Source organism: Actinospica acidithermotolerans (assembly GCF_018139625.1).
Lineage (GTDB): Bacteria > Actinomycetota > Actinomycetes > Streptomycetales > Catenulisporaceae > Actinospica > Actinospica acidithermotolerans.
Genome location: NZ_JAGSOH010000080.1, coordinates 15392 through 33875, shown reverse-complemented (window position 1 = coordinate 33875; position 18484 = coordinate 15392). Strand labels below are relative to the sequence as shown.

The following is an 18484-nucleotide window of genomic DNA, read 5'->3' as shown; positions in this document are numbered from 1 at the left end:
GTCCCCTTCCGGGGCGCGGGCGGTCGGCCCATCCCGTCCCGCGTCGCACCCGCCCCCCGGGTGATCGAAAGTAGAGGAGTGCCGCCCGTGTCCGGCGGAAGCGAGACCCTGGAGTTCCAGGCCGAGACCCGGCAACTGCTGCACCTGGTGGTGCACTCGCTGTACTCGGACAAGGACATCTTCCTGCGGGAGCTGATCTCCAACGCCTCCGACGCGCTGGACAAGCTCCGCCTCGAATCGCTCAAGGACGCCGACCTGGCGGCGGACACCTCGGACCTGCACATCGAGATCCGCCCCGACGCCGGCGCGCGCACGCTCACCGTGCGGGACGACGGCATCGGCATGTCCCGTGCCGAGGTGGTCGACCTGATCGGCACGATCGCCAAATCCGGCACCGCCGGCCTGCTCGAGAAGCTCAAGTCCGCCAAGGACGCCGAGGCCTCGAACACGCTCATCGGCCAGTTCGGCGTCGGCTTCTACTCGGCGTTCATGGTCGCCGACAAGGTCACCCTGGTGACCCGGCGGGCCGGCGAGGACGTCGGCACCCGCTGGGAGTCGACGGGCGAGAGCACCTACCGGATCGAGCAGGCGCCCTACGCTCCGCAGGGCACCTCCGTCACCCTGCACCTGAAGCCGGTCGACACCGACGACCACGTGTTCGACTACACCGCCGAGTCCAAGATCCGCGAGATCGTCAAGAAGTACTCCGACTTCATCCGCTGGCCGATCCGGCTGATCTCCACGAGCTCCGGCGACGAGGGCACGGTCGTCGAGGAGCCGAAGACGATCAACTCGATGAAGGCGCTGTGGTCCCGGCCGCGCAGCGAGATCACCGAGGACGAGTACCGGGAGTTCTACAAGCAGATCGCACACGACTGGACCGACCCGCTGGAGACCGTCCACCTCCGCTCCGAAGGCACCTTCGCGTACGACGCGCTGCTCTTCCTGCCCTCCCACGCCCCGTTCGACCTCTACACCAGGGACGCCAAGCGCGGCGTGCACCTGTACGTCAACCGCGTGTTCATCATGGACGAGTGCGACGCGCTGATGCCGCACTACCTGCGGTTCGTCGCCGGCGTCGTCGACGCGCACGACCTGTCCCTGAACGTCTCGCGGGAACTGCTCCAGCACGACCGGCACATCCGCGGGGTGCGCCGCCGCCTGGTCAAGAAGATCCTCGGCACGGCGAAGGACCTGCAGGCGGCCGACGCGGAGAAGTACCGCGTCTTCTTCGACGCCTTCGGCCGCGCCCTGAAGGAGGGCCTGCTCGAGGACGCCGACAACCGCGAGACCCTGCTCGACCTGCTGCTCCTCGAATCCACCCACGACGAAACCGAGCCGACGACCCTGCGCGGCTACGTCGAGCGGATGAAGGAGGATCAGAAGGAGATCTACTACCTGACCGGCGCCTCCCGCGCCGCGATCGAGAACTCGCCGCACATGGAGGCCTTCCAGGCCAAGGGCTACGAGGTGCTGATCCTCGCCGACCCGATCGACGAGGTCTGGGCCGACCAGGTCCTCGAATACGACGGCAGGCCGCTTCGCTCGATCGCCAAGGGCCGGGTCGACCTCGACGATGCGGACGAGGCCGCCGGGGACGCCGACGCCAAGCCGGAGCGCGAGGACTTCACCGCGCTGCTCTCCTTCCTCACCGCGACGCTGGGGGAGCAGATCAAGCAGGCACGGCTCTCCACCCGGCTGACCACCTCGGCGGCCTGCGTCGTCGGCGACGTCAACGACCCGACCCCCGCGCTGGAGAAGCTCTACCGCGCCACCGGCCAGCCCGTGCCGCACATCAAGCGCATTCTCGAACTCAACCCGGACCACCCGCTGGTCATCAAGCTGCGGGACGCCCACGCCCGCACGGCCGATGAGCCGTCGGCGGACGACGACGCCCTCGCCCGGAGCGCCGAACTGCTCTACGACCTCGCGGTCCTCGCCGAGGGAGGCGAGATCGAGAACCCGGCCCGGTTCACCAGGCTCGTCGCCGACCGGCTCGCCGCCGGGCTCTGACGGCGAACTTTTCGCGGCGCGTCCGTCTGGGCGGTGCGCGAACGGGTAGCCGCCGCGGCATGTTGCGAACACTCAGCCGCGGCGCGCTCGCCGGAGCCGCCGGAACGACCGCGCTGAACGCGGTGACCTATCTGGACATGGCGGTGCGCGCCCGGCCGTCGAGCAGCACGCCGGAGCGCACCGTCGACGCCCTCGCCGGACGGGCGCACGTCGAGATCCCCGGGGACGGCCCGCAGCGCCAGGCCCGGCTGACCGGGCTGGGCGCGCTCAACGGCATCGCGCTCGGCGCGGGGATCGGCGTGATCGCGGCCGGACTGCGCCGCATCGGCGTCCGTCCGCCGTGGTGGGCCGGGAGCGTCGGCGTGGCCGGCCTGGCGATGGCGGCGAGCGCCGTGCCGATGGCCAGGCTCGGCGTGAGCGACCCGCGCACCTGGTCGGCGGCCGACTGGCTCTCCGACGCCCTTCCGCACCTGGCGTACGGGTTCGTCGCGCACGAGGCGATCAGCGCCTGAGCGAGCGAAGAGACCCGGTCCTGGTCGTGCGTCCCGGTCCGAGTCTCTTCGCGTCTCTCCGCGGCCTTCTCGCGGAGGTCATTTCTTCGGGTCGTGACCCCAGTTCATCAGCGAGTGGCGCCACGTGGTGTCGGTGATGTCGCCCTTCGGCTGTTGCGCCAGGTGACGGTGTACGTAGCCGGTGACCTTCCGCATGTGGGCCAAATCGCCGGCGCTCAATTCGGAGTCGGGCCTGCGCAGAAGGGTGACGATGCGCCGTCCCGAAGCATGCCCGATGCTCTCGCGCCCGCCGGTGTGCTGCCCGGCGCTACGTGACTCCTCGGTGGCGAGCCACGCCTCGAGCTCCGCGGGCGCCATGTTCACCGCCTCGCGAAAGCCGTCCAGTGCCACTTTCCGATCGCTATCGCGGTTCGTCACGGCCCGCACCCTCCTCGTGGAGCGCCTCCGGCCTGTGGACAGCCTTGCCGCCGGACTTCTCACTCTGGACCTCGTACTGCGGCTCCTGCCGCGATGCCTGCACCGTGCGTCCCGCCGCACGCGTGCGGCCGGTGATCTTCCTGGTGATCCGCCCGACGGCCCGGCCGCCGTGGCTTCTCCACGACACCCGGTCGCCCACCCGAACCTTGCCGTGCTTGCCCATGGCCGCCGCCTTTCGCCGGTTCGATCGAAGCCTTGCGGTGCCCGCGCGGAGCCCGCCGAAACGCTAGGGCAGCGGTGTGCCGCCGGTGGCGTTGACGATCTCGCCGGTGATGTAGGCCGCCTCCTTCGAGGCGAGGAACACGTAGGCGGGAGCCATCTCCGCGGGCTGGGCGGGGCGGCCGAACGGGGACTGCTTGCCGAACTCGGCGACCTTGTCCGGCGGCATCGTGGCCGGGATCAGCGGCGTCCACACCGGTCCCGGGGCCACGGCGTTGACCCGGATCCCCTCGGGCGCGAGCTGCTGGGCTAGCCCGTGGGTGAAGTTGACGATGGCGGCCTTCGAGACGGCGTAGTCGAGCAGGTGCGGACTGGGCTGGTAAGCCTGGACCGACGCGGTGTTGATGATCGCGGAACCGGGGCCGAGATGCGCGAGCGCGGCGGCGGTGAGCCAGAACATCGCGTACACGTTGGTCTTCAGGACCCGGTCGAGCTGCTCGCTGCTGATCGCCGCGAGCCCCTCGGGCTGGGACATCTGGTAGGCGGCGTTGTTGACGAGGACGTCGAGGCCGCCGAACTCCTCGACGGTGCGCGCGACCAGCTCGCGGCAGTGCTCTTCCCGGCGTACGTCTCCGGGCAGGGCGAGCGCGCGGCGCCCGGCCTTTTCAACCAGGTCGACCACGGTCTGCGCGTCTTCCTCCTCCTCTTCGAGGTAGGCCAGCGCGATGTCCGCACCCTCGCGCGCGAACGCCAGCGCGACGGCGCGGCCGATGCCCGAGTCAGCGCCGGTGATCAGCACGCGCCGGCCGGCGAGCCTGCCGCTGCCGCGATAGGTCTCCTCGCCGTAATCGGGCTCCGGGTCCATCGCGCCGCTGGAGCCGGGGTGCGGCTGGTTCTGCTCGCGAAACTCGGGTTCGGGCTGCCGGCGGGCGGGGCCTTCGCCGGCGGACTGGTCTGCGGACATGTGGATCTCCTCTCAGGTCCGCGCGCTGGTGCCCGCCGCCCGCACCCCCAAACCCGTCCGGCGGTGCGGGCGGATGAGACACCGCTTTTCGGGTACTGCGACGGGATGAATACGCATCATGTGGACACGGACCACGAGGCGCGCAAGAAGGGCGTACCGCGCTCGACCGTCGAGGGCGAGGCCCGGCGTACCGCTGCCGAGGACCCGTCGGACCAGGTCAAGGACGTTCTCAAGGACGCGAAGGAGAACGAAGAAGCCGCGTCGGCCCCCCGGGACCGCGATCGGCGAGAGGGTGACGGCGCGGCCGAACCCGAGGGCGACGCCGCAGCGCCGTCGGCGCCGACGGAGGGCTGACGGCGCTTCGCGTTCCCTGGGTAAGGCGGCGACCAGGCCGTTGTGAACGAATCGCTGCCATCGCGGGCAGTCGTCGGCGCCGACGGAGGGCTGACGGCTTCGCGTTCCCTGGTAAGGCGGCGACCAGGCCGTTGTGAACGAATCGCTGCCGTCGCGAACAGCCATCGGCGCCGACGGAGGGCTGACGGCGCTTCGCGTTCCCTGGGTAAGGCGGCGACCAGGCCGTTGTGAACGAATCGCTGCCGTCGCGAACAGCCATCGGCGCCGACGGAGGGCTGACGGTGTTTTGCGTGTTCTCGCAGGGCTGACGTTGCTTCGCGGTCCCGGCACGGGCGGATCAGCCTCGGCCGCTCCGCCTCCGACGGGCCCACCACACGTGCTTCATCGGCTCGTTCTCGCCCGGCAGTTCGCCCGACTCCACCGGGTCGTCGGACTTCTTCCGCTCGATCTTCTCGGGGGTGGCCCCGCTCTCGGCGGCCACGAACTCGCCGTCGACCACCGAGCCGGCGAGCATCTGGCCCTCGGGGGTGAAGCCGATCACCGGATCGGCGGCGGCGGTACCCTTGCGGGCCTCCTCCCGCGCCGCGACGCTCACCGCGGCGGTCGAGTCCGGCACCACGCGTCCCACGGCTCCGGACCTGTCGTCGCCGTGCTCGCGCTTCGGACGCCTCGGACTGAATCGCATGGCGCGCTCCTCCTGGGTCGGCGGCCGTCCGGCGTTCGGATCCGCCGCCGACCGGATCCGATCGTGATCCTGAGGCGTGCGGGTAACCATCCGCCGCGGATCCATGCGCGGCCGACCGCGGGTGCGCGCAGGTGCGTGAATCGCCGCGCCGGGGGTACCGGGCGCGGCGCCTGCGCGGGCGACGACGGCGCGTGTGGCATCATCGGACGGTCGTGACGAGGGTCGGAGGTGGGATTCGCTGGACGGGGCGGAATCTCGGGACCCGGTCCTGGCGGCCCGGGAGATCGCGGCCTGCGTGCACGGGGCGACGCCGGCCGAGACGGTGGAACGGCTCTGCCTGCTGAGCACGCGGCTGCTCCCGGTGGACGGCGCCTCGGTCTCGCTGATGGCGAGGGGCGCGGCCCGGCAGATCCTCTACGCCACGGACGAGGTGGCGACGGCTATCAGCGAGGCGCAGTACGCGCTCGGCAACGGCCCGTCGCTGCGCGCCTTCGCGGATCACGCCCCGGTGCAGGCCATCGATCTGAGCGACCATCACGACGCGCATGCGTGGCCGGTGTTCGCGCACCGCGCGCAGGAGTTGGATGTCGGGGCGGTGTTCGCGCTGCCGCTGGCGATCGGGGCGATCGCCGTGGGCACGCTCGAGCTCTACCGGCGCGCACCAGGCGCGCTCTCCGAATCCGACACGGGCGTCGCGCTGCTGCTGGCCGACACCGCCACGCTCGGCGTCCTGCGGGTGTACGCGGGCGGCGGCGAGACCGAGTACCGGCGCGGCGACGGCGAGATGTCCTGGCTCGGCGGTCAGGCCGACTTCGACGAGATCCACCAGGCCACCGGAATGGTGATGGTCCAGTGCGGCGTGGAGGCCGAGGAGGCGCTGCTGCGGCTGCGCGCCCGCGCGTTCACCGACGGGGTCGCGCTCGGCGAACTGGCCCGCGAAGTGGTCGCCCGGCGGGTCCGTTTGGACGAGGATGAGTGAGAGACGGTACGCGATGCGGAACAAGGAGGTGGACATGGGCAGGGATCGACAGCTGAGCGCCGCCTTCGTCGGCCTGGCGGACACCCTCGGCGAGGACTTCGACGTCGTCGACCTGCTCGAGCGCCTCGCCGCCCGCTGCGTCGCGTTCAGCTCCGCGGGTGCCGTCGGCATCGTGCTGTCCGACGGACGCGGACCGCTGCGCAACATCGCCGCCTCCCAGGAGCGCGCCGCGTTCATGGAGCTGCTGCAGCTGCAGACGGGCGACGGGCCGTGCGTGGAGTGCTTCCGGACGGGCTCGATGGTGCGGGTGCCGCGGGTCGCCGCCGAGATCGAGCGCTGGCCGCAGCTGGTGCCGGCGCTGATCGAGGCCGGCTTCCCGGCCGTCGTGGCGCTGCCGCTGCGTCTGCGCGAGAGCGTGATCGGCGCGGTCAACCTCTTCTACCCGCAGGAGGATCCCGACGTCGCCGACGACCTGCCGGTGGCGCAGGCGTTCTCCGACGTCGCCGCGCTCGCGATGCTCAATTCGCCGTCCCGGCGCACGGGGCCGGAGGACATCCTCGCCCGGCTCCAGGTGACCATCACCAACAAGGTGGCCGTCGAGCAGGCGAAAGGCTTCCTGGCCGAGTCCGGCGGAATCTCGGTGGAGGCGGCCGGAACGACGCTGCGCGACTACGCGCACGCGCACGGGGTCCGGGCCACCGATCTGGCCCGCGCGGTCATCCGCCGGGAGATCGAGGCGTCCGAGGTGCTCGGCGTTCCCGAGGCCGCGGCGGAGCGGGCCCGGCCGGCCTAGGCCGTCTCCTCGACCTGTCGCCGGGTCCGCGGCGCCTGACCGGAACGGCTCAGCGCCCGGTCAGGTCGTCGGGGCCGATATCGTCGGGGTCGGCGCCGGTGCGCACCACGTACTCGGCGAGCAGCCGGAGCTTGACGTTGAGCCGCTGGGACGCCCGGGAGAGCCGGGCGAACGCCTCGGCCGAGTCGATCCGGTGCCGCTCCATCAGAATGCCGCCGGCCTCGCCGATCGCCTGACGGTTCGCCAGGGCGGAGTTCAGGTTCTCGGCGAGGCGCGCCTGGCCGAGCACGGCGGCGCCGTACGCCGCCAGGAACGTGGCGTTGCGCGTCGCGACGGGGTCGAAGGCCTCCGGGGTCAGGGCGTGCAGGTTCAGCGAGAGCATGCCGCTGCCAGGCACGGTCACGGCGCAGGCGATCACGCTGCGCACGCCGAGCCGGGCCGCTTCGGCGGCGAAGCGAGGCCAGCGCTTCTCGGCCGCGGTGTCCGGCACGGTGATCACGGATCGGTCACTCGCGCTCCCGGCCGCGAAGCAGGGCCCCTCGCGGAACCGCGACTGAAGGCGGTCGAGCCTGAGCACCACGTCGTCCGTGCAGGCGCGGGTCTGCATGCTGCCATCCCGGCAGACGGCTGCAGTTGAGTATGAGTGCTCGCATGTCGCGCCGGTGCCCGGGAAGCCCGGGGCTATGCGCCCCGCGGACCGCCGGCCCGTGCGACGGGGTCAGCCCGTGCCGCGGTGCCACCGCTGGTACGCCGCCACCGCCTCGGCGCGCCACCGCAGGCCGGCGCGCTCCACGCGCAGCGACCGCTCCGGCTTGGGCGGCGCGAGCTGCCGGTAGAACTCGCGGTCCTCGAACCCGAAGTCGGCCGCGTCCGCGACCTCGGCCGCGTGCACGACGCGTTCGATCCGCGCCCACAGGCACGCCGCGAGGCACATGGGAGACGGCTCACCGCTGCTGTAGAGCACCGCGCCGGACAGATCGGCCCGTCCCAGCCGTCGGCCGGCCGCCCGGAGCGCCAGGATCTCCGCGTGCGCGGTCGGATCCGCGTCGGAACCGACACGGTTGGCGGATTCCGCCAGCACCTTCCCATTCGACACGACGACCGCGCCGAACGGCAGGTCGCCGCCGCCCGGCGTGACACCGGCGGCCAGCGCGACCGCGCGCCGAAGGTGCGGTTCGTCGTCGGCCGCGCGACCCTCGTCGGCCGTCATCGCCCGTGTCACGTCATCGCCCGTGTCACTGGCCCGCCTCGGTGCCTCTCAGGCAGCGCGCCATCTCCTCGGCATACGGCAGCGCGCCCAGCAGCGCGATGGCCGCGAGCGTCGTGGCCTTGGCGCGAGCGGTGAGGGGCTGCTGCTTGGGCCGCAGCCTCCAGCCCGGCGGCGCGCCGCCGCGCCGGAACAGTCCGGCGGCCTGGTCCCAGTGCATGATCGCCAAGATCGACCCCGTAGAGCAGCATCCGCCGCGCGGCCTGGTCCATTCCGGGCCGCCGCCGGCTCTCGCCCCGAGCGGGCGGGCCGGACAGGCGCGCCGTGAGCGCGGCGGTCAAGACCTGCTCCTCCCCGAGAACAGGTCGCGGACGCGGTCGACGAGCCCGGCGCCCGCGGTGGCGACCTTGTTGTCCGGCGCGTTCGGATGAGGCCGGGTGGGGGCGGCGGCCTTCGCCGTGCGGATCTTGTCGCCGAGTTCGAAGAGGTAGTCCATGGGGCAAGCTTCGAGCAGTGCCGGGAAGAGGCGCTCCTCCTCGTCCTTGACGTGCGAGGTGACCTCTTCGATGACCTCGGCGGCCAGGGTGTCGAACCGCGGGTCGGTGGTATCGGCGCGCTCGAGGTCCTTGAGCAGCTGCTCGACCTTCTCGTGGTCGGCGAGCTCCTTGTCCGCCATGGCTCCGCCGCCCGGTACGTGCTCGCGTACCGCGGGGTAGAGGTACTGCTCCTCGGCGACCGAGTGGCGCACGAGTTCCGTGGTGAAGTCGTCGGCCACCTCGCGCCGGCCGGCGTGATCGTCGGGTGCGAGCGCCTTGAACTTCTCGAACAGCCCCTCGACCTCCCTGTGGTCGGTGGTCAGTTCCGCGATGACGTTTCCCTCGTGTCCGGTCATGGCTCTCGCCCCTATCGGTAGGTCGTTCCGCCGCTCGGCGGAGGTGCCGCGCTGGTGCCCGCATTCCCAGCGGCCACACGTCATCCGTTTGACGGCTTCCCCCGGTGAACACGAGGCGGGCGGCGGCTCTGTTTCAGCGGTGCCAGATCGGTTACCCGCCGCACTCTGCCCGCTCGTGAAGGACGGTGAACGACTCATGCCGTTGATGCCCGCGCTGGCCCCGCTCAGCCGTCTTGCCGCGTACAGCCGGGACACCGGCGCCGCGTCGCTCCGGTTGGCGGGCGCGGCCGCCCAGGGGTCCGCGACCGTGACGCGGGCGGTCGGCGGTGCGGTGGCCGGGCAGGGCGCCGCGGGTCTGCGCGGCGCGGCGTCGAGGCTGCCCGGGCATCCCGCGAACCTGCTCGGCGACATCCGGGAGGTCGCGGTGGGTCACGGCGTGCGCCGGGCCTGGACACGCGCCGGCCGTGCGCACATCGAGGTCAAGGGCTTGACTGGGCGCGGCGAGACGCATCGCCGGGTGGCGGCGGACGTGACCGCCGCGCTCAGCCGGCTGCGCGGGGTGAAGTGGGCGAAGGTCAACGCGGTCACCCGCGAGGTGCTGCTCGCCTTCGACGAGGAGCAGATCGGCATCGAGGAGATCCTCGCGGTCATCGAGGCCGTCGAGGGGGACAACGGCACCGGAGACGCGGATCTCGCCGCCGGGCGGGAGGCGGCCGGAACCCCGGAGCATCCCGCCGACGACGAGCCGATCGAGGTGGCCGCGCTGGCCCTGGCCACCGATCTGACCGGTCTGGGCGCGGCGATCGCGTTCCGGATCGCCGACGTGGCCCCGCTGCCGCGCGCCGCGCGGCTGCCGCTGCTGCTCGCCGACACCTACCCGCCGCTGCGCCGCGGCCTCGAGGACCGGCTCGGCCACCAGCGGGCCGAGCTGCTCGTCGCGCTCGCCACCTCCACGGTGAACGCTGCGAGCCTCGGGCCAGGGCCGCTGGCCGTCGACTGCGCGCACCACTCGCTGCGCCTGGCCGAACGGCTCGGCCGCCGCGCCGTCTGGCGCCGGCGGGAGGGCGAGCTCACCGGGGACGGACGCGGCCTCGCCGCGCAGGCCCCGGTCCGCGAGCCGCGCCCGGCGCCGCTGCCGGACGGCCCGATCGAGAAGCTCGGCGACCGAGAGGCGATCGCCTCGCTGATCGGCGCCGGGGGAGTCCTCGCGTTCACCCGGGATCCGGGGCGTGCCGCCGAACTGATGCTCGCGACCATGCCCAAGGCGGGCCGGCAGGGCCGCGAGGCCTTCGCCGCGGTGCTCGGGCTCTGCCTCGCCGGGCACGGGGTGCTGCCGCTCGACGGCACCGCGCTGCGCCGGCTCGACCGGGTGGACACGGTGGTGATCGACGCGACGGTGCTGTGCGGCGGCCCGCCGACGGTGCTCGACGCCCGCGGCGAAGCAGGGTTCGAGGACGAGGAGGTGCGGCTGATCGCCGAGCGCCTGCTCGCCGACGGACCGCCCGAATCCGCCTCGGAATGGCGCGACGAGCACTGGCGGCTGCAGCCGAGGACACGCGAGCCCGATCGCGGCATCGCCGAAGCCCTCGAACTCGACCTGATCGACGTCGAGGACGTACGCCGCGGCGTCGTGCAGGTCGGCCGCGGCCTCGACCCGCACGCCGAAGCGGTCCTCGCCGCCGCGCACGAGGCCGCGGACCGGGTCCTGGTCACTCAGAACACGAATATCGAACCCCTGCTGCCCTGGGTGGACGACGTGCTGCCCGGCGACGGAGGGCTCTGCTGGCACATTCGCGACCTGCAGCGCGAGGGCCACGGTGTGCTGCTGGTCGCGTGCGCCGACGACGCCGCGCTGGCCGGGGCCGACGTCTCGGTCGCGGTGCCGTGCCCGCGCCCCGGCTCCTGCGCCGCCGCCGTCGGCTGGGCGGCGGACTTCATCGCCGGTCCCGGACTCGTGGAGGTGTGGCGGCTGCTGCACGCCGTGCCGGCGGCCCGCGCCGTCACCCGCACCTCGACCCGGTTCGCCTGGGCCGGCGGCTCCCTCGGTGCGCTGATCGCCGTCTCGGGCGACCGCCGCAGTCGCCGCACCCCGCGCCTCTCGCCCGTACACGGCGCGGCGACGCTCGCTGTCCTCGGCGGCGCGTACCACGGACTGCGCGTCGGGCGGGAGCGTGCCCCGCGGCCGACCGACCACACCGCGTGGCACGCGCTTTCCGCTGACGAGGCCTTCAAGCGGCTGCGCGAACGACGTGCAGAACAGCGGCGACGCGAAGCGCTGTCCCGACCGCCCGTCGCGCTGCGCCTGGCGCGCGGAGCCGGTCGACGGCTGGCGGCCACGCCGCCCGTGCGGCACGTCGTGATCGACCCGGTCCGGGGTCTCGCCTCGTTCGGGGGCGCGGTGGTCGAGGAACTGCGCGACCCGCTCACCCCCGTCCTGGCCCTCGGCGCCGCCGCCTCCGCCGTGGTCGGCTCCAGCGTCGACGCGGCCCTGGTCACCGGCGTCATGGGCGGCAACGCGGTCATCAGCGCCGGGCAGCGGCTCCGCGCCCGGCGCGCGATGCGCGGCCTGCTCCTCGGCGAGCGTCGGCGCGCGCGGCTCACCCGCTGGCCCGTGCCGGAAGGCAAGGCCTCGACGCGCACGGTGACGGCCGATCAGCTACGGCCCGGCGACGTGATCGCCCTGCGGGCCGGCGACATCGTGCCCGCCGACGGCAGGCTTCTGTCGGCCGACGGGCTCGAGATGGACGAGTCCGCGCTCACCGGCGAATCGCTGCCCGTCGCGAAGTCCCTCGATGCGACGCCGGGCGCCGACCTGCCCGAGCGAGCCTGCATGGTGTACGAGGGCTGCACCGTGCTCGCCGGCACCGCGTACGCGGTCGTCACCGCCGTCGGCCCGGACACCGAGGCCGGACGCGCGGCGGCGGTCGCCGGAGCCTCGTCTCCCTCGCGCGCCGGAATCCAGGCGCGGCTGACGGAACTGACCCGGATCGCCTTGCCCGCCACCGGAATCGGCGGCGTGGCGGTGACCGCGCTGGCCGCGGCGCGCGGGGTGCCTTTCCGGCGCGCGCTGGCGTCCGGCGTCGCCATCGCGGTGGCCGCGGTGCCCGAGGGGCTGCCGCTGGTCGCGACCGTGGCCCAGCTCGGCGCGGCCCGCCGGCTCTCCCGGCACGGCGTCCTGGTGCGATCCGCCAGCACCCTGGAGGCGCTGGGCCGGGTAGACACCCTGTGCTTCGACAAGACGGGAACACTCACCGAGGGGCGCCTGTCGGTCAACCGCTCCGCGGCGTTCGACCGGGACTTCGCCCCCGACGACGAGCGGGGCCGCAGATTCCTGCGGGACGCCGCGCGGGCCTGCCCCGACGCGGACGTGCACGCCACGGACAGCGCGATCGTCAAGGCCGCGCGCGAGATCGAAGACCCGGAGTCAGAGTCCTGGGTACCGGTGGCCGACCTGCCGTTCGAGAGCAACCGGGGCTACTCGGCCGCGCTCGGCGACCGCGACGGCAGCCGGACCCTGATCGTCAAGGGCGCTCCCGAGGGTTTGCTCGAACGCTGTGTCTCCGTGGCCACGGACGACGGGACGAGCCCGCTGAACGCCGCGCGCCGCCGTACCGCCGCGGACACCCTCAAGCGGCTCGCCGACGACGGATTGCGGGTGCTCGCCGTGGCCGAGCGCGCGGTCCCGGAGGCCGCCGCGACCCGCGAGGGGCTGCCCGGCCTGGTCGGAGAACTCACCCTGCTCGGCTTCGTCGCGCTCGCCGACACTCCGCGCGCCGGAGCGGGCGAGACCGTCGAACGTCTCACGGCCGCCGGCGTCCGCCCGGTCATGATCACCGGCGACCATCCCCGCACGGCGGTCGCGGTCGCGCGCGGGCTCGGCATCCCGGACGCCGACCGCGTGCTCACCGGCGCCGAACTCGACCGGCTCTCGAAGGCCGGACGGGACAGGCGCATCGCCGAGACCACCGTGTTCGCCCGGGTCTCCCCGCAGCACAAGGTGCGCATCGTCCAGGCGCTGCAGAGCACCGGCCGCGTGGTCGCGATGGCGGGCGACGGCAGCAACGACGCGGCCGCGATCCGCGCGGCCGACGTGGGCATCGCGCTGGCCGGCACCGGCAGCGTGCCGGCGCGCAACGCCGCGGACCTCGTCCTGACCGAGCCCGAGCCGCTGCGGCTGCTCGACGCGATCGAGGAGGGCCGGGCGCTGTGGCGACGGGTGCGCGCGGCCGTGGGCATCCTGGTGGGCGGGAACGCCGGCGAGATCGCCTTCACCGTGCTGGGCACCGCGATCGGCGGCCAGGCGCCGCTCGGCACCCGGCAGTTCCTGCTCGTGAACATGATGACGGACATGCTGCCCGCCCTCGCCGTCGCGCTGGCCCCCGAGCGCCCGCAGGACGGAGAGCGGGCCGACGCGCCGGTCGGCCGCGTCTGGGGCCCGGAACTCGGCCGCGACCTCGCCGTGCGCGGCGGCGCCACCGCGCTCGGCGCGCTGCTCGCCTGGCAGGCCGGGCGGACCGTCGGCCGCGAGCGCCGCGCCTCGACGATGGCGCTGGCCGCGCTCGTCGGCACCCAGCTCGGCCAGACCCTGCTCGCCGGACGCCGCAGCCCGCTCGTCGCGGCCACCTGTCTCGGTTCGGCCGTGGCGCTGGTGGCCGTCGTGGAGACGCCGGGCGTCAGCCGCTTCTTCGGCTGCACGCCGCTCGGGCCGGTCGCCTGGGGCATCGTCGGCGCCTCCTGCGCGACGGCGACCCTCGCCGGAGCGGCCGCGCCGGGGCTCGTCGAGAAGATCGCCGCGAGCCGCGCGCCGACCCACGCGGAAGACTGAGGCCGGCGAACACGGGCCGGGGCCGGACATCCGCCCGGCCCCGGCCCGGCTCGGAGTACTTCCGACGTGCCGTGGCCAGCGCGCCAGCCCTCGGAGTCCGTTCGCAGCGGACCCCACCGGCGCAGACGGCCATGAGGAGCCGCGGCGTGAAACCTCGCCCGGCGCAAGCGCGGCGCCTCCTACTCCGGATCGAGAACCGCGTCGCGCTCCGGCCCTTCCGGGGGAACGAGCAGACACAGTTCGTTGCCCTCCGGATCGGCGAGGACGGTCGTGAGCCAGCCGTCGTCGTCGAACGGCCCGCGCAGCACGAGGGCGCCCGCCTCCAGGCACCGTTCCAGCGGCTCCTCCAGGCTGGCCACCCGCAGGTCCAGGTGCATCCGGTTCTTGCCCGACTTCTTCTCGGGCACGCGCTGCAGCAGCAGGTCCGGGCGACGCCCGGCCGGGTCCGTCAGGGTGAGGTACGGGGGCTTGAACGGGCCGGCGCGGTAGCCGAGCACGGTGGCCCAGAACGGGGCCAGCCGCCTCGGGTCGCGGCAGTCGAGCACCCAGGCCAGTTGCATCGCAGCTCCACCCCTTCCTCCGGGAACGAGCGGCCGTCGCCGCCCTCCGCGTGTGATCCGGAAGCGGCCGGGTACCCGCCGGTCCGCTGGATACGCCGCACGCCGCGGATCCGGGTCGGCGCCCGGAGTCAGGAGAAAGCATGGCCGCCCACACCGTGGGGCGGGTCGCCCGCCCCCGTTCCTACCTGATGTGCCCGCCGGACCACTTCACCGTGGACTACTCGATCAACCCGTGGATGGAGCCGGGGCGTCCGGTGGACACGCCGCTCGCCCAGGCGCAGTGCACCGCCCTGCGGGACGTGCTGCGCGGACTCGGGCATCGGGTCGAGCTGGCGCCGCCCCGGCCGGGACTGCCGGACATGGTCTTCACCGCGAACGCCGCGACCGTGATCGACGGCCGGGTGCTCGTGGCGAGCTTCCGCCACCGCGAACGGGCCGGCGAGTCCGCCGCGTTCGAGCGCTGGTTCCGGCTGCGGGGCTACCGGCCGGTGCGCCGAGCCGGGGAGGCGAACGAGGGCGAGGGCGACCATCTGCTCGCCGGCGGGGTCATCCTGGCCGGTCATGGGCCGCGCAGCGATCCGGGCTCGCACCCGGAGACGGGCGGCTACTTCGGCCGGCCCGTGGTCGCCCTGAGGCTGGTGGATCCCCGCTACTACCACCTGGACACGGCGCTCGCGGTGCTCGACGGCCGCGAGATCATGTACCTGCCCGGGGCGTTCTGCGCCGAGAGCCTGAACCGGCTGCGCGACCTGTTCCCCGACGCCATCGAGGCCGACGACGAGGATGCCGCCGTCTTCGGATTGAACGCGATCAGCGACGGGTACCACGTCGTCCTGCCGGCCGCGGCCTCCCGCCTGGCCGGCCGCCTCGCCGAGCGCGGATACCAGCCGGTCCCGGTCGAGCTCGGCGAACTGCTGAAGGCGGGCGGCGGTCCCAAGTGCTGTGTCCTGGAACTGCGCGCCGGACCCGGACCGAGCCGACCCGGACCGAGTCCCGCCCTGAACTGAGGAGGCGAACGATGGGCATCACCGACACCCGAACCCCGCTGCTGCCTCCGCCGCGCGGCCCCGTCAGCGCCGTGGTCGTCGATCGGCTCACCTCCCCGCCGGACGGAACACCGATCTCGCCGCGATTGGCCGACGCCGGTGATCCGCGCGGCGAAGACCACCAGCTGGCGCTCTACATCTGCTACGAACTGCACTACCGCGGCTTCGAGGGCGTCGCACCGCGCTGGGAGTGGGACCCTTCTCTCCTGGCCTTGCGCGCCCGACTCGAGCACTGCTTCCTCGCCGCCGTGCGCGAAGAACTGGGCCAGGTACCCGCGCTCGAAGACCAGCTCGAGGAACTGCTCGTCGAACCGCCAACCGGAAGCGGACCCTCCCACTACCTGCTGGAGAAAGGCGAACGCTGGCAGGCCCGCGAGTACCTTGCGCAACGCTCGCTCTACCACCTGAAGGAGGCCGATCCGCAGGCGTGGGTCATTCCACGGCTGCACGGCCGGGCCCAGGCGGCATATCTGGCGATCGAGTACGACGAGTACGGAGGCGGAAATCCGCAGCGCACGCACTCGCTGCTGTTCGCCACCATGATGCGCGACATGGGCCTGGATGCTACGTACGGCGCATATGTGGCGGCGGCGCCCGCCGAGGCGCTAGCCGCAGTCAATCTGATGTCGCTCTTCGGTCTGCACCGCGAGCACCGAGGTGCCCTCATCGGCCAGTTCGCCGCCGTCGAGATCACCTCCTCGCCGGGCGCCCGCCGGCTCGCCGAAGCACTGACCCGACTCGGCGCGTCCGCCGACGGCACGGACTTCTACCGAGAGCACGTCGAAGCCGACGCCGTCCACGAACAGCTCGTGCGCCGGGAGGTCATCGGCGCGCTGCTCGAGGACGAGCCGCACCTCGAAGAGGACATCGCGTTCGGTCTCGCAGCGAGTGTGCGGGCGGACGACAAACTCGGCGAACACGCCGTCGAGTGCTGGCGGCAACATCACAGCTCACTGCGTATCCCGCTCACCGACAGCCCCGGGGCCCTGGTCGCCGCTCGCTGATCCGCGGCGTGGACGTGAGTCGCCGTCGTCTGAACCACGCCGTGGGCGCGAGCGACGACGATGGCTCGTGTCACAGAACGGATAGCTCCCGCTTCGGCCGCACGCGCACAACGCCACCACCGGCCGATCGCTCGACCGGATCGTACCGTCGTCGAGCACCACCTCCACCGGACCCTGCACGAGGACGGGACCGATCGCGCCAGGCATCACAACCCGGCACCGCTCGCGGCGCGCCGACCCGGCACCCGGGTCGCTCACCGCGCCGGCACCCGGGTCGCTCACCGAAGTCTGGCGCCGCCCGTCGTGCTCCGGCCCGTCACCTGGGTCGCTCACCGCGCACCACCACCAGTTCCTCCTCCCGCTCCCCGACGTCGATCAGCCCCTGCCGCTCGAACCACCGCGCCCGCGCCCGCATGACCGGTCCGAATGGCTGGGTCATGCGCGCCACGACCTGGGTCTTCAGGCCGGAGCGCTCCAGCGCGGCGCACGTCGCCTCCGTCCCGCACAACGCCGAGTGCACGAGCAGCACGGCCCCGCCCGGGTTGAGGACACGCGGCGCGTCCCGGCACAGCCGGTCGAGCAGCGCACGTCCCCGCGGTCCGGCGTCCCACGCGCGCGCCGCGCCGTGCGCCGGCAGCCCTCGGCCTGGGCACGGGACGTAAGGCGGATTGGAAAGCACCAGGTCGAAACGACGGTCCCGCACAGGTTCGAGCAGCGACCCGACCCGCACGGCGATGCGCTTGCCGCGCAACGCCCCGTTCGCCCACGCCGCAAACAGCGCGCGCCGCGAGACGTCCACCGCCGTCACCGAGGCTCCGAGCTGAGCGGCCGCGACCGCCAGCGCCCCGCTACCGGTCCCCACATCGAGCACCTGCGCGCCCGGCACGAGCCCCTCCCGGCGCAACGCGGAGATCAGCAGAAACGTATCGCCCTGCGCTGCATAAACGCCCGGAGGTCGGAGCATGAACATGCCGCCGGGTGCCCCGCGCACCGCCGGACATGCGCCGAACCAAACCTCGGTAGCTAGAACTAGACGGCGTCCGCGTGGCTTTGCGGTCGTTGCGTTGCCGCCCAGCTCGTGAGGAGTTTGAGCCGGTCTTCGGATGGGGTACCGGGCTCGGCAGTGTAGACGATCAGTTCGTGCACGGCTCGGCCCGGCAGCGGCAGGTCGAGGGATTGGAAGGTCAGTTCCAGGTGGCCGACCTCGGGGTGCTGGAGCCGCTTGACGCCGTCGTGGCGCATCAGGACGTCGTGCGCGGCCCATCGGCCGCGGAACTCGGGGCTGAGGGTGGACAACTCGCCGACGAGTTCGCGCAGTGCCCGGTCACGGGGCTCGCGCCCGACCTCGGCGCGCAGCAGGGCGGCGGTGGCGATGCCGGCGGCTTCCCAGTCGACGAAGAAATCGCGGGCACCCGGGTCGAGGAAGATGTAGCGGGCGAGGTTGGGACGGCCGTGCCCGTCGACGGTGGAGCTGCCGAACATCGGCGCGAACACGGCTCTGGCCAGGGCGTTGCCGGCCACGATGTCCGTCCGGCCGTTGCGGACGAATGCCGAGGACGTCGTCATGGACTCGAGCAGCCAGCGGACGCGGGGCGGGACCTCGACGTCCCGGCGACGCGAACGCGACGGCGCGCGGCTCTCCTGCCGCGACGACCTGGCCAGGTCGAACAGGTAGGTGCGCTCGTCGTCGTCCAGTCGCAGGGCGCGGGCGACCGCGTCGAGCACGTCCTCGGACACGCCGCCGATGTGGCCCTTCTCCAGCCGCGTGTACCACTCCGTGCTCACGCCGGCGAGGACGGCGACCTCCTCGCGCCGCAGCCCGGGGACCCGGCGGCGGGCGCTGGTCGGCAGTCCGGCCTGCGCCGGAGTGATCTTGGCGCGCCGGCTGGCCAGGAAATCCCGGATATCGCCGCGGTTTCCGGGCAATCGGTCCATGCCTTTCATGGTAGTCGCTGGTCAGGGCGCGAAGGGGGTTGAAGTTGTACCCCCATAGGCGCGACCTTCTCCGGCGGCG

The 18484-nt window shown here is 73.1% G+C and carries 20 protein-coding genes; 8 read left to right on the top strand and 12 right to left on the bottom strand.

All coding sequences use genetic code 11. The features are described 5' to 3' along the window. Positions 1–87 precede the first annotated feature (87 nt). A complete protein-coding gene (htpG, locus tag KDK95_RS23495) occupies positions 88–2013 on the top strand; it encodes a molecular chaperone HtpG (protein ID WP_212520429.1) in 1926 nt (641 codons plus the stop codon). A gap of 59 nt (positions 2014–2072) precedes the next feature. Further along, positions 2073–2525, top strand: coding sequence for a hypothetical protein (locus KDK95_RS23490; RefSeq protein WP_212520428.1), 453 nt, complete (start codon positions 2073–2075; stop codon positions 2523–2525). 78 nt (positions 2526–2603) lie between these two features. Here KDK95_RS23490 and KDK95_RS23485 read toward each other — a convergent pair whose 3' ends face one another. From KDK95_RS23485 to KDK95_RS23475, 3 genes are all read right to left on the bottom strand, one after another. Continuing rightward, positions 2604–2951 carry a DUF3140 domain-containing protein gene (locus KDK95_RS23485; protein WP_372463376.1) on the bottom strand — a complete coding sequence of 116 codons (348 nt, stop codon included), beginning with the start codon at positions 2949–2951 and terminating at the stop codon, positions 2604–2606. Further along, positions 2926–3165: a hypervirulence associated TUDOR domain-containing protein gene (locus KDK95_RS23480; RefSeq protein WP_212520426.1), complete on the bottom strand. Its 240-nt coding sequence runs from the start codon at positions 3163–3165 to the stop codon at positions 2926–2928. Before KDK95_RS23480 ends, KDK95_RS23485 begins: the two co-directional genes overlap by 26 nt. Before the next feature lie 63 nt (positions 3166–3228). After that, positions 3229–4125: an SDR family oxidoreductase gene (locus KDK95_RS23475; protein ID WP_212520425.1), complete on the bottom strand. Its 897-nt coding sequence runs from the start codon at positions 4123–4125 to the stop codon at positions 3229–3231. Between the two features lie 105 nt (positions 4126–4230). On the opposite strand from KDK95_RS23475, the gene KDK95_RS23470 reads away from it, so the two are divergent. Beyond that, positions 4231–4479, top strand: a complete 249-nt coding sequence (locus KDK95_RS23470; protein ID WP_212520424.1) for a hypothetical protein — start codon at positions 4231–4233, stop codon at positions 4477–4479. Between the two features lie 337 nt (positions 4480–4816). Here the strand turns inward: KDK95_RS23470 and KDK95_RS23465 are convergent, their stop codons facing one another. Then, positions 4817–5164 carry a hypothetical protein gene (locus tag KDK95_RS23465; RefSeq protein ID WP_212520423.1) on the bottom strand — a complete coding sequence of 116 codons (348 nt, stop codon included), beginning with the start codon at positions 5162–5164 and terminating at the stop codon, positions 4817–4819. Positions 5165–5357: 193 nt separating this feature from the next. On the opposite strand from KDK95_RS23465, the gene KDK95_RS37470 reads away from it, so the two are divergent. After that, a complete protein-coding gene (locus KDK95_RS37470; protein ID WP_212520422.1) occupies positions 5358–6143 on the top strand; it encodes a GAF and ANTAR domain-containing protein in 786 nt (261 codons plus the stop codon). 34 nt (positions 6144–6177) lie between these two features. Continuing rightward, on the top strand, positions 6178–6936 hold the full coding sequence (locus tag KDK95_RS23455; RefSeq protein ID WP_212520421.1) for a GAF and ANTAR domain-containing protein: 759 nt from the start codon (positions 6178–6180) through the stop codon (positions 6934–6936). 49 nt (positions 6937–6985) lie between these two features. Here the strand turns inward: KDK95_RS23455 and KDK95_RS23450 are convergent, their stop codons facing one another. The 4 genes from KDK95_RS23450 to KDK95_RS23435 form a co-directional block, all read right to left on the bottom strand. Further along, positions 6986–7543 carry an ANTAR domain-containing protein gene (locus tag KDK95_RS23450; RefSeq protein WP_212520420.1) on the bottom strand — a complete coding sequence of 186 codons (558 nt, stop codon included), beginning with the start codon at positions 7541–7543 and terminating at the stop codon, positions 6986–6988. A 111-nt stretch (positions 7544–7654) separates the two neighbouring features. After that, on the bottom strand, positions 7655–8146 hold the full coding sequence (locus KDK95_RS23445) for a nucleoside deaminase (RefSeq protein WP_212520419.1): 492 nt from the start codon (positions 8144–8146) through the stop codon (positions 7655–7657). 25 nt (positions 8147–8171) lie between these two features. Then, positions 8172–8363: a hypothetical protein gene (locus KDK95_RS23440; protein WP_212520418.1), complete on the bottom strand. Its 192-nt coding sequence runs from the start codon at positions 8361–8363 to the stop codon at positions 8172–8174. 117 nt (positions 8364–8480) lie between these two features. Further along, positions 8481–9035 (bottom strand): hemerythrin domain-containing protein, encoded by a 555-nt coding sequence (locus tag KDK95_RS23435; RefSeq protein WP_212520417.1) that lies wholly within the window; start codon positions 9033–9035, stop codon positions 8481–8483. Positions 9036–9231: 196 nt separating this feature from the next. On the opposite strand from KDK95_RS23435, the gene KDK95_RS23430 reads away from it, so the two are divergent. Further along, on the top strand, positions 9232–13860 hold the full coding sequence (locus KDK95_RS23430) for a cation-translocating P-type ATPase (RefSeq protein WP_212520416.1): 4629 nt from the start codon (positions 9232–9234) through the stop codon (positions 13858–13860). Positions 13861–14039: 179 nt separating this feature from the next. On the opposite strand, the gene KDK95_RS23425 is transcribed toward KDK95_RS23430, so the two are convergent. Continuing rightward, positions 14040–14420: a VOC family protein gene (locus KDK95_RS23425; RefSeq protein WP_212520415.1), complete on the bottom strand. Its 381-nt coding sequence runs from the start codon at positions 14418–14420 to the stop codon at positions 14040–14042. 140 nt (positions 14421–14560) lie between these two features. Between KDK95_RS23425 and ddaH the strand changes: the two genes are divergently transcribed. Both ddaH and KDK95_RS23415 read left to right on the top strand, forming a co-directional pair. After that, a complete protein-coding gene (gene ddaH, locus KDK95_RS23420) occupies positions 14561–15427 on the top strand; it encodes a dimethylargininase (RefSeq protein WP_212520414.1) in 867 nt (288 codons plus the stop codon). An 11-nt stretch (positions 15428–15438) separates the two neighbouring features. Next, positions 15439–16470 carry an iron-containing redox enzyme family protein gene (locus tag KDK95_RS23415; protein ID WP_212520413.1) on the top strand — a complete coding sequence of 344 codons (1032 nt, stop codon included), beginning with the start codon at positions 15439–15441 and terminating at the stop codon, positions 16468–16470. On the opposite strand, the gene KDK95_RS23410 is transcribed toward KDK95_RS23415, so the two are convergent. From KDK95_RS23410 to KDK95_RS23400, 3 genes are all read right to left on the bottom strand, one after another. Further along, positions 16417–16677: a CDGSH iron-sulfur domain-containing protein gene (locus tag KDK95_RS23410; protein ID WP_212520431.1), complete on the bottom strand. Its 261-nt coding sequence runs from the start codon at positions 16675–16677 to the stop codon at positions 16417–16419. The two genes, KDK95_RS23415 and KDK95_RS23410, sit on opposite strands and share 54 nt — an antisense overlap. Before the next feature lie 109 nt (positions 16678–16786). Next, the gene (locus KDK95_RS23405) at positions 16787–17440 is read right to left on the bottom strand and encodes a HemK2/MTQ2 family protein methyltransferase (protein ID WP_212520412.1); all 654 of its coding nucleotides are present in this window, start codon (positions 17438–17440) and stop codon (positions 16787–16789) included. A gap of 59 nt (positions 17441–17499) precedes the next feature. After that, positions 17500–18405 carry a helix-turn-helix transcriptional regulator gene (locus KDK95_RS23400; RefSeq protein ID WP_249161765.1) on the bottom strand — a complete coding sequence of 302 codons (906 nt, stop codon included), beginning with the start codon at positions 18403–18405 and terminating at the stop codon, positions 17500–17502. Positions 18406–18484: the final 79 nt, after the last annotated feature.